This window comes from Paenibacillus sp. FSL R5-0914 (assembly GCF_038004525.1).
Lineage (GTDB): Bacteria > Bacillota > Bacilli > Paenibacillales > Paenibacillaceae > Paenibacillus_AQ.
This window is the reverse complement of sequence record NZ_JBBORH010000001.1, coordinates 2873727-2890142: the sequence shown is the minus strand read 5'-3', so window position 1 is coordinate 2890142 and position 16416 is coordinate 2873727. Positions and strand designations below refer to the sequence as shown.

The 16416-nt window shown below is 34.4% G+C and carries 15 protein-coding genes and 4 pseudogenes; 5 read left to right on the top strand and 14 right to left on the bottom strand.

Annotated elements, in window-relative coordinates; translation table 11 throughout:
• The first annotated feature begins 110 nt into the window (after window positions 1-110).
• Window positions 111-860 (top strand): SDR family NAD(P)-dependent oxidoreductase, encoded by a 750-nt coding sequence (locus tag MKX60_RS12715; RefSeq protein ID WP_341060013.1) that lies wholly within the window; start codon window positions 111-113, stop codon window positions 858-860.
• Between the two features lie 60 nt (window positions 861-920).
• Here MKX60_RS12715 and MKX60_RS12710 read toward each other — a convergent pair whose 3' ends face one another.
• Window positions 921-1211, bottom strand: coding sequence for a MazG nucleotide pyrophosphohydrolase domain-containing protein (locus tag MKX60_RS12710; RefSeq protein WP_042190426.1), 291 nt, complete (start codon window positions 1209-1211; stop codon window positions 921-923).
• A 94-nt stretch (window positions 1212-1305) separates the two neighbouring features.
• On the bottom strand, window positions 1306-1659 hold the full coding sequence (locus tag MKX60_RS12705) for a cyclic-phosphate processing receiver domain-containing protein (protein ID WP_341060306.1): 354 nt from the start codon (window positions 1657-1659) through the stop codon (window positions 1306-1308).
• A gap of 163 nt (window positions 1660-1822) precedes the next feature.
• On the opposite strand from MKX60_RS12705, the gene MKX60_RS12700 reads away from it, so the two are divergent.
• The 3 genes from MKX60_RS12700 (at window position 1823) to MKX60_RS12690 (ending at window position 5925) form a co-directional block, all read left to right on the top strand.
• A complete protein-coding gene (locus MKX60_RS12700) occupies window positions 1823-2386 on the top strand; it encodes a helix-turn-helix domain-containing protein (protein WP_076284496.1) in 564 nt (187 codons plus the stop codon).
• A gap of 296 nt (window positions 2387-2682) precedes the next feature.
• Entirely contained in the window at window positions 2683-3930 is a 1248-nt protein-coding gene (locus tag MKX60_RS12695) for a CynX/NimT family MFS transporter (protein WP_076284495.1), read from the top strand.
• A 252-nt stretch (window positions 3931-4182) separates the two neighbouring features.
• A complete protein-coding gene (locus tag MKX60_RS12690; RefSeq protein WP_076284494.1) occupies window positions 4183-5925 on the top strand; it encodes an ABC-F family ATP-binding cassette domain-containing protein in 1743 nt (580 codons plus the stop codon).
• Between the two features lie 245 nt (window positions 5926-6170).
• Here MKX60_RS12690 and MKX60_RS12685 read toward each other — a convergent pair.
• Window positions 6171-6266, bottom strand: a pseudogene (locus tag MKX60_RS12685) (sporulation transcription factor Spo0A); the annotation flags it as partial.
• 211 nt (window positions 6267-6477) lie between these two features.
• Window positions 6478-6822: pseudogene (locus MKX60_RS12680) on the bottom strand (M15 family metallopeptidase); the annotation flags it as partial.
• A gap of 709 nt (window positions 6823-7531) precedes the next feature.
• On the opposite strand from MKX60_RS12680, the gene MKX60_RS12675 reads away from it, so the two are divergent.
• A complete protein-coding gene (locus MKX60_RS12675; RefSeq protein ID WP_341060011.1) occupies window positions 7532-8065 on the top strand; it encodes a hypothetical protein in 534 nt (177 codons plus the stop codon).
• Window positions 8066-8466: 401 nt separating this feature from the next.
• On the opposite strand, the gene MKX60_RS31685 is transcribed toward MKX60_RS12675, so the two are convergent.
• The 10 genes and pseudogenes from MKX60_RS31685 to MKX60_RS12635 form a co-directional block, all read right to left on the bottom strand.
• Window positions 8467-8682 (bottom strand): HNH endonuclease, encoded by a 216-nt coding sequence (locus MKX60_RS31685; protein ID WP_076284490.1) that lies wholly within the window; start codon window positions 8680-8682, stop codon window positions 8467-8469.
• A gap of 536 nt (window positions 8683-9218) precedes the next feature.
• Window positions 9219-9365 (bottom strand): hypothetical protein, encoded by a 147-nt coding sequence (locus MKX60_RS12670; RefSeq protein ID WP_234532344.1) that lies wholly within the window; start codon window positions 9363-9365, stop codon window positions 9219-9221.
• A gap of 204 nt (window positions 9366-9569) precedes the next feature.
• Window positions 9570-9693, bottom strand: a pseudogene (locus MKX60_RS31680) (tyrosine-type recombinase/integrase); the annotation flags it as partial.
• A 66-nt stretch (window positions 9694-9759) separates the two neighbouring features.
• Window positions 9760-10353, bottom strand: coding sequence for a hypothetical protein (locus MKX60_RS12665; RefSeq protein ID WP_076284488.1), 594 nt, complete (start codon window positions 10351-10353; stop codon window positions 9760-9762).
• 374 nt (window positions 10354-10727) lie between these two features.
• A pseudogene (locus MKX60_RS12660) lies at window positions 10728-10859 on the bottom strand (sporulation initiation factor Spo0A C-terminal domain-containing protein); the annotation flags it as partial.
• A 209-nt stretch (window positions 10860-11068) separates the two neighbouring features.
• Window positions 11069-11935: an SHOCT domain-containing protein gene (locus tag MKX60_RS12655; RefSeq protein WP_341060009.1), complete on the bottom strand. Its 867-nt coding sequence runs from the start codon at window positions 11933-11935 to the stop codon at window positions 11069-11071.
• Between the two features lie 127 nt (window positions 11936-12062).
• A complete protein-coding gene (locus tag MKX60_RS12650) occupies window positions 12063-13487 on the bottom strand; it encodes an SEFIR domain-containing protein (protein ID WP_341060008.1) in 1425 nt (474 codons plus the stop codon).
• 85 nt (window positions 13488-13572) lie between these two features.
• Window positions 13573-14445: a hypothetical protein gene (locus MKX60_RS12645; RefSeq protein ID WP_341060006.1), complete on the bottom strand. Its 873-nt coding sequence runs from the start codon at window positions 14443-14445 to the stop codon at window positions 13573-13575.
• A gap of 16 nt (window positions 14446-14461) precedes the next feature.
• Window positions 14462-15109, bottom strand: coding sequence for a restriction endonuclease (locus tag MKX60_RS12640; RefSeq protein ID WP_341060004.1), 648 nt, complete (start codon window positions 15107-15109; stop codon window positions 14462-14464).
• A gap of 156 nt (window positions 15110-15265) precedes the next feature.
• The gene (locus MKX60_RS12635; RefSeq protein WP_341060002.1) at window positions 15266-16147 is read right to left on the bottom strand and encodes a DUF5677 domain-containing protein; all 882 of its coding nucleotides are present in this window, start codon (window positions 16145-16147) and stop codon (window positions 15266-15268) included.
• Window positions 16148-16416 lie beyond the last annotated feature (269 nt).

Sequence of the window (16416 nt, the reverse complement as noted above, 5' to 3'; positions counted from 1 at the left end):
TTTTAATTAATTTAGACAAGTGCTACAATGTAAATAAGTTAGTAAATAACCTTTTCACCTTATAAACCTATATTTCTAGTATAACTATATTTCTCGAGGAGGAGTCCCAAATGACAGACAAAAGAGTAGCCGTAATTACAGGTGGAGCCAGTGGAATCGGGAAACAAACCGCAATTAAATTTGCAAGAAAAGGTGATCAAGTGGTCGTTGCCGATTTCAATCAACAATTAGGTGAAGAAACGGTCGCACAGATTATCAAGGATGGTGGCGAAGCTATTTTCGTCAAAACGGATGTTTCAAAATACGAAGAGGTAGAAGCACTGGTTGAGAAAACCGTTGCCACATATGGAAGAATTGACGTTATGTTCAACAATGCCGGGATCGGCCGCGTCACTCCTGTACTAGACCAAGACCTTAAAGATTATCATAGTGTTATTAATGTCAATCAGCATGGTGTTGCCCACGGTATTATCGCAGCAGGTAAAAAAATGCGTGAGCTCAGCATCAAAGGGGTCATCATCAATACAGCTTCTGTATTTGGATTCCTAGCTTCCCCAGGTACATTCGCATATCACGCTTCTAAAGGTGCGGTCATTATGATGACTAAATCCGCAGCACTTGAAATGTCCGTTCATGGAATCCGCGTGCTTGCCGTTGCTCCAGGCGCTGTAGATACGCCAATTATCCAAGGATATAAAGATCAAGGAATGGTCGACCAGATGAAGAGCAAAGTAATGGGTAACAAATTAACATTGCCTGAACAAGTTGCAGACACTGTATACTTGCTCTCCTTACCAGAAGCTAGTGCAATTAACGGTAGTGTTGTAATGGCTGATGAAGGTTATGCTTCATTTAAATAAAAAATTATAAATCAAAAAATCCAAGGCTTCCCGAGCGGGTAGTCTTGGATTTTTTTTGTATTACTCCCATGATCTCTGTTCATTGATTTCCAGCTTACGTTTAAATGCCTGCTCTAGATCAATATCCAGTTTATTGGCCAGATCAAAAATATTCCACACCACGTCGTACATCTCAAATCCCAAGTTTTCTTTCTTCTCTGCACCGGGGTCGAAGGATACGGATAGCACCTCTTTGGACAATTCCCCTACTTCAGTCATTAAGTACAGCATTCTCTGCTCAATGGAGCTCGTGTCAAAACCTTTGGTTTCACTGAACTTCTTCACATACTGTTGAAACTCAGATGTATTCATTTCGTTACGCCTCGCTTTTAGGGTATAAAGTTATGTAGTAATTAGGACATCTTTACATGAAGTATAACAAATCTAACCTCTGAATCCTCTTTTATCAATCTCCACTATACTTATTAACTGTTATGGGATAATAATAAATTTCTATATCCTTATTTATAAAACCTCTTCGTTGAGCAGCCAACAAGGTCTCGTACATATTCATTCTGCCTACAGGATTATCCGTATGTTGATAAATTTTATTTGCTCTTAAACCATGCTCACAAAAGTATTTCACAAAATCATACCCATTCTTCAGCTCATTTCCCTCAGTGTCTTCACCTAGATCATGGTCAAGCGAAAGAATATTCACTTCATTATTTTCAAAAAGTTTTACAGCGTCTTCAAATGTTTTAGCCAAAGTGAATCCTTCTGGGCAGTCTCGCAAATCATCAAGATAAACATTTATCAGATCGAACCTCTTTTCTTCGCAAAAAGTTCATTTGATGGACTATGCTTTGAAACTTAATTTGAACTAATACAAATTTCAGTTAGGATGACAAACTGACTTTGTAATGAATCCTGAAAACTAATATACTTAACAATATATTTGCTACGAATGAGGTGGAAATCAAGTGGAAGTTGATGATCCAAAACAAATTATATTACAGGTTGGCTCAACACTCAAAAAACTTCGAAAAGAAAAACAACTGAGCCTTGAAGAATTATCAGAACTGACGGGTGTGAGCAAACTTACCCTTGGAAATATTGAACGCGGAGAAACAAATCCAACGGTTGGAATGTTATGGAAAATCTCAAAAGGCATATCTTTACCGTTTATGGCTTTGTTCTCATCAGAAAATCCTGTAAATCTTTACCGAGCCGGTGAAGGACTACGATTTGCTAGTGATCAAAAGAATTGGGTCGTTGAACCAATATTTAAAAATGCAAGCCATGATATCGAAATGTACCGTGCATATTTACAACCTAACAGCTCTTACCATCCGGAAGTTCATCATATGAATACAACCGAAATTGCGACGGTAATGACAGGCACCATTACCATTCATGTTAATGAAGAAATCTACACATTGAATCAATATGATTCGATTAGTTTTCGTGCAGATGGTTCACATTCATATTCAAATCATACGAACAGCGAAGTTGTTCTACATATCACCTTAAAATATGGAATTTAATATTCGGAAAATTCCGGTTTGTTTTATTATCAAATTACACAAAGAATCTTCATTCAACGAGGATTCTTTGTGTAATTTTTTTGCTCATTTTAAAAATAACCAATTAAAGATTAATGAATATAAAGAAGTTGAATTCACATTAATATATTATAATATACCAGTTGTTATAATATATTAATTATAATATACTTATTTTATTCGCGCGAATGGTTGAGATTTTAAAGATCAGAAGAAAAGATAAAAAGATAGTACCAGTATTGATTTATTTTTAAGATAATTATGTAGGAGGAGACATCATGAGTTCGCAAAACCAATTTATTAATAGTAAAGATGAAACATCAAGTCATAAAAACCACATGCAATCTGCAAGATGGATAATTATACTGGGGATTATTGTTATTGCGGCAAATCTACGTGCTCCCCTAACCTCGGTTGGACCTTTAGTAAGTCTCATCCGGGACAACACTCATATTTCCAATACTTTAGCAGGCTTGATCTCCACAGTCCCTCTGCTTGCTTTTGCCTTGTTATCACCTTTTGTGCCTAAATTAGGTCGAAAGTTTGGAGCGGAACTCATCATTCTGATTTCCCTCATTTTTTTAACCATTGGCATTGCTTTACGTTCCCTAACTGGAGCGGTTAATTTGTATATCGGAACGGCTATCATTGGATTTGCAATCGCAGTGTGTAATGTATTATTGCCGAGTCTTATTAAACGGGAGTTTCCTAAACAAGTTGGTACGATGACAGGTGTTTATGCCATTTCCATGAATCTATGTGGCGCGATTGCTTCTGGTATTAGTATTCCTCTTGCAGTTGGATTAGGTTTGAAATGGCAAGGTGCGTTGGGAATCTGGGGTATTCTAAGCATTGTATCCATAATTTTTTGGTTACCACAAATGAAATATCGGACGAAACAAACTTCTGTTGATGGCAATAAGCAGGTGGTCAACAATCATGTGAATATATGGCGATCCCCGCTTGCTTGGCAAGTCACCTTGTTTATGGGGATACAATCTACAATATTTTATGTTCTAATTGCATGGTTACCTGAAATCCTAAAACATCAAGGCATCAGTTCTAGTCAATCGGGTTGGTTTCTCTCAATTATGCAGCTGGCACTACTTCCATTTACTTTTATCGTTCCTATCATTGCTGGGCGCATGTCTAGCCAACGTTCTTTAGTTGCCATTACATCGACTCTGCTTTTGATTGGAACACTAGGATTAATTTACGGGAGTCCAAGTATGATTCTTTTGTGGATCATTATACTCGGAATCGGAGGAGGTTTCGCTTTTAGTTTGTCCATGATGTTTTTCAGCTTACGTACAGTTAATGCACATCAGGCTGCAGAACTATCCGGTATGGCACAATCCATTGGATACCTGCTTGCTGCAATTGGCCCGGCGTTAATCGGATATTTGCATGATGTAACAAACAGTTGGACCCTTCCACTCTTCATATTAGTTGGCGCATCTGTCTTACTCTTTATATTTGGTCTAGGTGCTTCTAGAAATCAATTCGTGGGCCCTACTAAATCATAAATTCATAATTTAAAGTAAAAGAATTGGGCGAGCAATGATTTGGGAATTTTAGATTCAATCAAAAAAACACTCCTTTATTGGATTTTCCGAACCCAATAAAGGAGTGTTTTTTTGTATATCAAGCTCTTTTATTTCGAAATGATTGATGTTAGTTGTAAACAATGTTACTCTATCAACGGTAAACTCAAAATCTTATGATCCTCCGTACATCTATTAATAGTCACTATTTTAGTTATAAAGAAAGGTAACACTATGATAAAAGTTGATAATTTATCCTTCGCATTCCCGCAAAAAGAACTATATAAAAACATTTCATTTACGCTTGAAGAAGCACAACATTGCGCTTTTATAGGAACAAGTGGCAGTGGTAAAAGTACACTGATCGATATACTGATGGATCCTGAAAAATATTTGTTCGAAGGCAAGTTAGAAATTGACCCAACCTGCAAAATTGGATATGTAAGTCAGTTCTCACAAGTAGACAGAACTAAAGAAACAACCGTTTTTGAATATATAGGAGAAGAATTTATTAAGATACAAAATGAAATAACAGCTATTCTCACTGAAATGGAAACATCATCAGATATTGATTCATTACTCGAAAAGTATCAATTAGCTCTAGATGCCTTTGATTTAATGGATGGAAATGATTTTGAAAGCAATATTAATAAGAAACTAAATTTAGCCAACCTCTTGAAGCTAAAAGATGCTAGGGTATCCGATCTAAGTGGTGGGGAATTCAAGCTTATTCAAGTGATGAAGGAAATGCTGACTAGTCCAGACTTAATGATTATGGATGAGCCCGATGTATTTTTAGATTTTGAAAACCTAAATGCACTTAAAAATCTTATTAATGCTCACAAAGGAATATTGCTAGTTGTTACGCATAACCGTTATCTATTGAATCATTGTTTTAACAAAATTATACACCTTGAAAACATGGAGATCCAAGAGTTCGATGGGCGATATATTGAGTATAACTTCTCATTACTTCAGACGAAAATTGAGTTACAAGAAATCGCAGTCGCTGAACAAGAAGAAATTGAGAGATACGATAACATTATTGATAATCTTAGAGCGATCGCAACCTATAATTCAGAAGCATCTAGAGGGAGAGCGTTAAAAGCTAGGGTTAAGTTTCAAGAAAGATTGGAAGCACGAAAAATTAAAGCGCCATTCGTTGATATTAAGCAACCGAAAATCAGTTTTGGTGTGGACAATGAAATTGAAGAAGACATCACTGTTTTAAATGTGAATAATTATAGTGTTTCCTTTGATGAGTTGATTTTAGAAAATGTTAACTTTGAGATGAAACCTACAGATAAAGTAGCCCTTATCGGTCCAAACGGTACCGGGAAAACGACTTTACTCCGAGATATCTTTAAAAATAATCATGATTCAATTGAAATAAATGCTGATATTAAAGTGGCTTATCTTTCTCAGCTTCAAGACGAAGTGCTTAAGGATTCTAATACCATACTAGAAGACTTCATCGATGCTGGGTTTGCAACTTATGACGAGATTAGAGCACATCTTTCAAACTATGGCTTTGAAGGAGAAATTCTTAATCAAAAGATAGAATCTTTATCTGGTGGCGAAAAAAATATACTGCAATTGGCAAAAGTTTCTGCTAGCAAAGCAAACTTATTGCTTCTTGATGAACCGACAAGTCATTTAGACACCTATACACAAATCGCACTGGAGAAAGCCATTGAAGATTATAAAGGTGCGATTCTCATGATTTCTCATGATTTCTATTCTGTAGTAAATGGTATGGATTATGTATTAATCATTGACGATAAGACGATTAGAAAAATGAGTATGCGAAAATTCAGAAAGATGATTTATGCCAGTCATTTTGATAAAGATTATTTAGAAAATGAACAAAATAAAAAAGCAGTTGAAATGAAAATAGAATTAGCTTTAAAAGACAATAATTTTGAACTTGCAAAAGGTATGGTTGACGAGCTAGAAGAGCTGATTAAGCTGCTTTAAACTACAACCCTCTGGTGGGAAAATGTCTACAAAAAAGACACTGATGAATAAGATCTCAGTGTCTTTTTACTGCATTGATTTGTTGATAGTTCTTGCCGCAACATACTGCCTAATATAATAACAAAACCCAATAAACCATATAGGTTTATCGGGTGAGATGGAAAAAGTTTATCGGTTTTTAAATACTGACTGTAAACACCTACCAGCAACCTACAATTCCTTACCACGCACTGCCCCTAACCCTTTCAACTAACCTTATGCTCAATCCGCAGCTTGTCAGCTACCAAGGCAGTAAATTCCGAGTTAGTAGCCTTAGATTTGGAGATATTAATGGTGTAGCCCTTATGGGGTAAGGGATTTCACATCTTGGTTATGTTAATTGTTCATAGACTTTATTGGCATACGGTTAGACATTAGTACGCAAAATTGTTTACATATTTTATTATGTCGTAAGCATCTAGAGTTAACAATGACATTACATTGTGACTATACTACGTGGCCAGATATAAATAAAAAAATAGGTGCAATGCATTTTCGCATCACACCTATAAATTAGCTGATATACAGCTTTTTATTAACATTGTCCCAGCTTACCTTATGACCTAGTGCTTTCAATACACTAATTAGAACATAGTTCTCATTATCTTTAATAAATCCGTTATGTACACTATTATCTTTAGTTAGAACGTCCTTAACTGCTTCCACATTATCATCCTCTTTTTGAACTGATTTATCTGGTTTCGGACTAATAAGAGCATAGGCAAAAACTGTTTGAGTTGGCTGTTTACCATTACGATAATCTGCTGTAGACAGTCCAAACGTCAATTGAAAATGTGGATAATCTTTAAACGAAGTCCAATCTCCGCCCCATTCGAAACCCAACTTTTTTGCCTCATCAGTACCGCTTTATCAGTTCTTCCTCAAAGTATTCAATAGACTTAGATTCTTCCTCGCTAGCATAGTGAATAACTAACTTAAATTCATTTTATAGTTCCTTTTGCTCATCTGATTTTTACCGATCTTTTTATCATGTGCTTCAGGAGTGGCGTAATGAATAACAAGTTTATATTCGTTCTTGTTGGTTTTTTTAGTCATATGAAACGTTCTCCCTCGTAATTGCATATAACAATTATAGCCAGGAGATTAAAATCTAAACTGTGGTCATTACTGAGAACTACTCAATAAAGTATATGAAATAGACACATATATTAAAGCCCCTGAGATAATCCTCAAGGGCTTTAATATTACTCTTTAGTTTTAGATTCGGCTTCCATACACTCCATATTATTACAAATATACCACAAAGTAGATTATGTTATGAAGAAATGTTTAATGTCTTTATTCTCTTGTTTACTATTGTTCAGTTTATTCTCAGCTACTGTGGGTGCTACAGCAGTGAACACTCAATATCTTGAAGAAATACAAAGTATTCAAGATAATCTTATCAAGAATTTGGAACAGGCTGATGTTGACAATACGAAAGAAGCAAATCAAGCAATCAATTCATTTTTTCAAAATAATCCTGTGAATGAATCCTTAATAACGGATTACTTTGTTAATACAAACCAAAAAAACTGTTCTTCCAGAAACTGAAGCTGATAGCGACATGGATCTCAAAAGTTATTTAAGAACTAACATTGAGAATGGAAATTTCAAAGAACATATTATCTCAGATAATGTTAAAATTACATTAACTGATTCCCCATTCTTTATTGTCGAGACAGTAACTGATGATGAACAAGTCATTGATAGTGCTTTATTATCGAGCGATATGGCTAAATTAGCAGCAAGTCAAGCAACACCAACAAAAACATATACTCTCGATGTTAAAAGTATACTGGGAAACACAATTTTTTCAATTAGTGTACAAGGGTACTTTACCTATAATGGTACAGCAGTTAATCCTCATCTAGTCGATGCTTGGTATAACAAAGGCACTTTGTCAATTTGGCAGGTTGACGATTGGGAAGAAGGAGTTACCTATGAAATGACTGGAAAAGTGAGAATTTTCGGAAAGGGTAAATTTCATTTCGGACTTGAAATCGCAGGTTATGGACTAACTGTTCAGGATAAATTTTATAATGTATTCCAAGAAGGCGATAAAAGTGGAGGAGTACTTTGGGATAAAACTGTCAACTAAAAAACAATAGAGGAGAAAAAATGATTAATTTTCTAAAATCAAAGTCTTTCCTTGTATCGACAGTACTATTCAGTTTAATATTTATTATTAATATTGCAGTAACTGATTCATCAACTGAAGAAATTGCTCTCGCTGTACTTAAATCATTATTGGCTGGAGTAATTTGTGGATTCGTATTTGGCGGAATTCTCTACTTAATACAGAAAAGAAATAAAAGAATTAATTAATACTAATGGAATTCTATGGAGTAGTTAATTTTATGGAAAAAATCAGGCACTATACAGTAAATTCTGTAACGCGCCTGATTTTTTATGTATGTTTAATGCTCTCTCAAGTTTAATTATCTTTAGCTTTTTCAACTTAACCATGTTTATATATATCTTAGTAAAACAAAAAATTTATTAACTTTCCAGATATCTTCTAAAGTCAATTTTTAACCAAATATGTATCTTATTAATCCGATCCTCAGTATAGCTTTTGTTGCTTTCATTGTACCAGTCCTCAAAACAGAATTTCCATTTTTGGCTGTTGCAACTATAACAAGCTGGTACACAGTTGGATAAATCGTTTGCTCCATCGTCGTTCACATGTTCTTTGTGTAGATCATGTTTTTGCATGGTAGCGCCTCTTGGAATATAATGATCATCTGCTTTTAATCCAGAGTAAGCACACGAATTATCAAAATAATTTTTACAATTAGTCCACTCTATGTCAGTAATAATATAATTTTTAGCAGTCCTTTTATCTCTATATACCCTTAACCTATCCTTGTTTTCCTTTGTCCATTTCTTAAACTTTCCATTAATCCTTCTGTTTTCGAACTAATTCTTTTTCTTATTTTTTCTTGAGAATCGTGTTTCCTTACGCTTTCTAAATGCTTGTCATAGTTCGTTATACGCCATTCCAAACCTGTGACAGTTACAGTCTCACCGTTTATTCTAATTGTGTTCTTTTCGACTCCCTGCCCATCCCCATTACTACATTTGCTTCAGACTTGGGGAACCTAGAAATGTGATGAATCATAACGTAATTGGTGCGACCAGCGGCTTCAAGTGCCTTACGCAGCTCTTTTGCCTCTCGTTTCTTTGCTTCCTTTTCAATAGGCCCATTTTATGTAATCTCCTTCGGATTCATTTTTTAATTAGCAGTGTTATTATACTTTGCTTAATTGCAGTTCTGTGTAATATTTAATTTCACCATGCTTTTCTAACTTTACTGTATACCAGTTATTACTATAGGCATAAACCTTTCCTTTACCATCTGGCGTTGTAACATTTTCACCAACTACATATCGATTCACGTTTACACCCTCCAATTTTGTTAAGAAGCCATTAATATTTAACTATTATTTTGAGTAAATAATCGTTTTATTATAGAATATTTTCATTATTTCACCACATGAATAGTTCGAGAGTATGTAAGTTTGGTTTCAGATGGAATAGAATATAAAACAACAAAAAGACAGCTAATTCTAAACAATAGAGTTAGCTGTCTTTTTGAATAATTATATATCCATACTAGCCAGAGGACTATGTAGTTGATATCTTCCCAATCTCTTCGTCTGAAAAATCAAGATATGCATTTTGAGTAACCTCCACTGAGGAATGACCTAATATTCTACAAAGACTCAATTCCCCATTAACTCTTTTAAGTAAACCTTTAATTTTCACAGGCATTTTCAGAATCGCATTCATTTAATCAGTAATTTTTTTAAGCTCAAAAATAGTTGCCTCTGCTAACAAGATAAGCCTATCGTTATTAACAACAAAAAAACTTAAAGGTATTCCAAGGTTTGTAGAAGGGTCACTTATATTTATTACTTTTACTACATCATTTATATTTAAGTCTGGGATATCTATTTTATATAATCTATAAAAAGAGTCAGAGTTATAACATGTCGCTGTAATCTCATATAATGGTTTTTTTAGTTCATATTGATAAACACTATAGTTTTTAAGTCCTTTTGATGAAAAAAAGTCTTTTTTGATGATAATTTCATCTCCAATAAATTTTTGCCCTGTTGGATATTCAGAAGCATCATTATATGAATTTGCAAATCCTAAAAGCTTCTCAACTTTCCAAGTTCCATAGAAATATTTTTCAGTTTCACTATCCAAATTTATACTTTCCTGAGCACAATATACGGATGTGTTTTTTGGAATAATAGACTCATCCGTTGCAGGTTTAGGCTCACTAGAAGTATTTGAATTTGATGTCATTTCAACATTTCCACAAGCCGATGCTAGCATCAACATTATCATAATACAAACCAATAATATTTTTTTCATATTTCAACTCCCATTATTTTTTCAAGTTCAGATGTCTCCTTTTAGATAAAATATTTGTTTTATCAGATGCTAAATTGTTCCATTAGATAATCTCTATAATTAACTTTATTGAAGAAAGTTAACTGTTCATCTGCTTCTAATTCATTTTTCACAAGATGTTTTATAAGATATTCCCTGCGAAGTACAGTACAACAAAATTATCAATCTGAAATTGAAAATCAGTCATAAACAAACACTCCTCCATTGGATTTACCGAACCCAATAAAGGAGTGAAATTTATACATATACAAATAGAAGTTTATAGGCAAAATCGTTTCAGCCTAAACACCTACCAGAAACCCACAATCCCTTACCACGCACTGCCCCTAACCCTTTCAACTAACCTTATGCTCAATCCGTAGCTTGTCTGCTACCATGGCAATAAATTCCGAGTTAGTAGGCTTAGATTTGGAGATATTAATGGTGTAGCCGAATAAATGGCTGATGGAGTCGATGTTGCCACGGGTCTTCCTTCTATATAAGTTATGTAATTTTAGGTTGTTTATTGGGTTTGAGTGTGAAAATTGGTTGCTAACCTTGCTCACAGGATGAATGTATATTATTCACATTCTTATGTCAACCCTCAACAAAAAAAGAGTGACTCGCAATATGCCACTCATGAAGAAAACTATTAAGCGTAAAAATAATTTTCATTACTCAGTTTCATGAAATTCAATTATTGCGAAATTAACTTTTTCATCATTTCACTGAACTCCTCAGACGTAATCAATCCTTGTTTCAATAAATCCGCTAGTTTAACTAACTCGTCAGCCACAGATGTAGATGCTATCGAGGCAGGAGGTTCTTCTCTAGATGTATTCGAAGCTACAGCAGAAACCAACTCCTGTTGCTTTGTTTCCTGTGTATCAGCATCTGCCCTTCTAATTAACACGCTAATAAGCCCATGCCAATGATTCGCTTGTTTAATTGCATATTGGTACTCAGGATTATTTTTACGAATCGCCTCAACAACATACAAGAACTTAATATAATAGACAGGATTTCTAGTATCATTTACCGTAATTTGCAGTGTAATTGCTTTGATTTCACTTTTTGTAGATTTGTTTGCCGATAAAGCACCCACTGCTGCTCCAGCACCTCCAGCAACCATACCACCAAGTATTATCCCACCTAATTGGCTCGTTCTAGATGTAGTTGTAACAGCTTCTCCGTCTTCCGCAATTTCCGATGTGATTAAGTCTTTATAGGAATATACTCTTTTCGCAACTCCATGATTATTATCAATGAAGCAAACTTTTTGGGAACTTTCATCTACAGCGATTAAAGACTTCTTATCCTTTGAAATATGATAGTCAGAAACTTTGAAATCTTTAACATCATGCAAATAATCGTACAATTGTTTATCGGCATTATAATTTTGTTCTGTTTTTTTCCGTTTAGCGTACCATAAAGTGACCCCTGATGTGCCAAGCCCAATAAAAAATGCCAATATTGGATTCCCTGTGATCATCCACAACAATATAAACAAAGCTATTGAACCCATACATCCGAGAAGAAAAGTCTTATCATCTGTATCACTCATATAGAAATCCCCCTGTTTGACAAACCTTTTCTCAAAAGAAAAACTAAGTACACAAAACACGTTTCAGCAGCCTCTCACACGACTCCTTAAAATTCGGATTTGATTCAATTCTCATACTATATAAAAATTACGGTTTTGAACAAACTTCCTCTGGATTTATATACTTTCTAATTAGTGGAACTTCATTCCAGCTACTTGGATAACCTTGTTCTACAGACATTTCATTTATTTTGCTTTTAAAAACATCCTCTTTAGGATTATTAAACAAAACCTTTATTTCTTCGAAATGCTTGCGTGACTTTAATTTATGAAAGAGTTTAATCGTACCATACTCACTTGCATAGATGTATGTCGATGGAAACCAGACTCGCCCCCAAGCCTCTTCAACGAGAAATTTTGATATGTTGTATAAAACAATATCTGATTCAATTAATTCTTGTTTATACCTTGTTCCTGCTCTTTGAATTAAAATATCTGCATACAAACTTGTCCTACGTAATTCCAACCTTTTATTTCTATTTTCAAGAGAAGAAGGATAGAACCTTAACCGAGTAAAGCTTTTAAGCACCCGATGATTATTATTGGAATTAATTATAAATTCAGCATTAGTTAACTGTGATAGTAAATTGTACTTTTTAGTTTTTAGCAATATTAGTGTCGTATACATAAACAATTCAGTAATTAGGAACTTGTAGTGATCAAACTGAACTTCATAAAATGAACCCTCATTTTGAAATTCAGTAAAAATGTATATTCTTTCAAAAAAGTCGATAATATCATCTACTTCTAATGAATCTGATAATACCATCAGTTCTAACCCTTCGATGTAATCATTGCGCATAGGAAGCATACTTAAAAGCTTTTCAACAATAACTTCATCAATTTCATTCGGATTGTCAACTTTTTCAATTGTAAAATATTTCAAGGATTCTATATAAGCATCAACAAAATTTCCCCATTGATATTTCAATCTTTGTGGATACCTATCAACGTTTGATTTCATTTGTCTCAAAATAGAAGCTGTCTTACTATGGCTTGCTTCAGATTGGAACAAGTATTCAGGAGCCTTTCCCAAGGCTGGTTTGTTATGCAAGGGTGCTTGATATATATTACGCAAAAGCTTTTCATAACTCTCTTCAAAACTATCAAATGATGATAAATCAATGTAAAGCCTAGATTCAATAAATGTTGGGATATAGTGCTGCCCCATTTCGTCTCTCTCCGCCACAATGGGAATATATTTCTCTTGGGAGACATCGCCATAAACATCTGGAGTAATTATTTGAGCTTCTGTTCCAACACCACCCTTTCGACCATTTGCTTTTTCTTTATAACCTTTATCACAAATTATCAAAACTTTGTCTGCCGCTTTCATGCTCTCCATAAAGAAAGTTGTATCATGTCCTTCTTTCAAATCCCACTTATCTAGAGTCACATCAACTCCATTTTCTCTCAACCTAGTTCCTAATTCTACAACCCAAACTTCATGCTCGGGAGTTGTCCAACTGTAAGATATAAATACTTTAGGACTCTCGATAACTCTTTGATTCATCCCTATCGCTCCTTTATTCGCTTTTTCTCTTCCAAACATGCAATTTGCTTCACATATAACATCTAGTATTATTAAATCAGATTAACTAAATCGACCAATCTCCTTGTCTCTCGTTTAGTTTAATTGCTTTTGTACGTTCATTTTTGAACTTCAAATAATCGCCCAGAATCTCTTTTAAAACTCTATCGAGAGCAATATATAGAATTCCTGAACCAGTTAATAAAAAGACGTCAATACTTGGAGTATAGGGTACTTCAATAAGGTATCCTTGATATCTCTTAAACACTTCAAAAATCACTAATGCCATTAAAATTAAATACATAAATGCTCTTCTTATAAAGACCCCTTCAGAATTATTATTAGGAGTTAAGACTTTTACAAAATACACCCAATAATTAGCATACAAAGGAATGAAACACAGACTTAAGAAGTAAAAATTTGGCGACCACTGTAATACAATTAAACAAATGAAGGATATCTGTAAAATCATCAAAGACTTAAACAAGTCTAAAGATTGTCCCATTAATAGCCATAAACGATTCAGCAAATAGTTACTATTAAACTTCTTACCAATATCAATCCTCCTAAGTCCCTTACCGATGCTTGATACATATTGAGGATTTAATCGTTTATATTCTTGAATTACAGCACTTGAAACAAGAATTAAAACAAAAAGGACAATCATCATTAAAAACGAGTATAATATAAAGAAGCCTTCCGTCCCCATAATTAAGAAAAGCATTAAATGTCCTATTACAAACATAAGAAGTATTAAAAGAGTAAATATCTCAACAAAAACAATCATTGATTGTTTTTGTACTTTTGTACCTACGCGTTTGCCAATTCTTTCAGCAGTTGGCATAAGCCATTTGGAAAACAGCTCATCTAACACGTTCCTTATTAGTATCAAGACAATTATTAATCCTCCGACAAAACCAATATTAATCCATATATTCAACTATGTATTCTCCTCCTTACTTCCCCATAACCTTCATTACGTGTCTCTCAGCCTTGTAATCCTTACGCACTTCATGTAGAACACCACTATTCGCTTCAGACCACGACTCCAAAATCATCCTTGGCTCTCCTTCAATGATGTCACGCGCTGCAATAGTGTCACCACTTCTGAACGCCTCAATGACATGCATCAAGTCAGCTCGATCAAGCAGTTTCACATGATTGATGCCAGCAAGCGTCTCACATGGCTCTGTAAACTTGGCTGTAGCGATCACTATGGCTTTTTTAGCTTTGTAGTACCGCATGCAGGAGAAGACTTCCTGCACAGCACTAATTCCCACTGGATTGTCAACGTGATACCGCTTTGCTTGCACGACATTCCTTATACCTTCACGATCAGTGAAAACCACATCAGCTCCGAAATCCCTACTTCCCACAGTCTTGTAGACACCTGAGTAGCCCAGCTCCATAAACAGTCTGTAAAGATACATTTCAAAGCCAGTACCATCTTCCATTTTGTCTATTTCAGCAATGGTGATGGCTTTTAAATCATAATTCTCTTCAATAAAAACTGCTGATCTCTTTTGTTTACGTTGAAAATTCAAGAATAACAAACCAAGTACAACAATCACTACAACCATTGATACAAGTAAAACATAGACCATTAGGGCTACCTCCAATACAAACTAGTAAAATCATACCATATTACTCTTGGAAATAAATCAATTTATTGGATATTTCGACATAGAAGAGAGACAGTCACATTCGACTGCCTCTCTGTAAAACACTGCTTTGTTTTTGTATGCATTACACTTTTACTATTAATCTAAAAAATTCGCTTCCTTCGCTACCTTCGCACTTGCATATGATAACCATGTAGAATAATCAATCATCTTTTTAGCTCTCTGATTCTCCGAATGTTCCACGATATAACGAAACACTGTATGAGCATAATGAATCGCAAGACTAGAAGTTGTTATAATCTGCATGGAATTAAATACTGGTGCGGCAGTGAAATTCCCCTTAGAAACAAACAAATGATCTACCACTGGAGAACCGTGAACAGTCATAGACAATGCACCATACAACTTATCATAATCGCCATTCATCTCAACTACTTCACATAATGCTTTGAAATTTGCTTTACGATACTTATGCTTCAACTTAGAATCCTGTTCCATTATTCCCCACAGGTGTTTACTATACCAACTTGATTTTAGATTATATTGATGTTTTATTTGCTCAAACATCCGTCCGATTTCAGCATGCTCATTTGCTGGTATTATGCGTTTATCTTTCTTTATTGCTAGATGCTTTTCTATGTATTTATAATTCAAAAACAATTCCATTCGATACTTAAGGTCGCCATAAATGAATTTAGTTGTTACTGCTGTCTCAAATAATGATCTGAGTATAATTGAAGCTTGATGAACGCAGCCGCTTTTCAAAAAACTATAAATCGCATATACATCTGTTGAAGTTTTTGATGCTAATAAGAAACTACCTTGATCTGCATGCGACAACACTTCTGAGTCAGCTAGATAATTAAGAAAGTAATAGTATGTCAAAAGTAAATATAGTGCTGTATCATGTTCTTCATTCTGTTCTTCTAGCCATTTTGGGAAAGTCTGTTCAATATTTAATATGTAACGCTTAAATTCCTCCTCAACGTCACCTAAAGAAAACAAGTCATACAATTCCAAACATCTCACCCCTAACACGATAGACTTCTATAATTCCTTTGAATTACTTCTATTCCAGAGCAGATTTATCCTTAACTATAATAACATAAGTTAAAATTCAAAATCCCCTAAGGATAACACCTTTGCCACCTATGACACCTATGACACCTAATTTATAGTAGAATACTCCCAGAGTAATAATTCAAAATTAACTCTGATTAAAATTACAGACCATCTTAATTTAGAAGGGCATTAGACGCCCTTCTAGTTTATTTAAAAACGTTTCTATC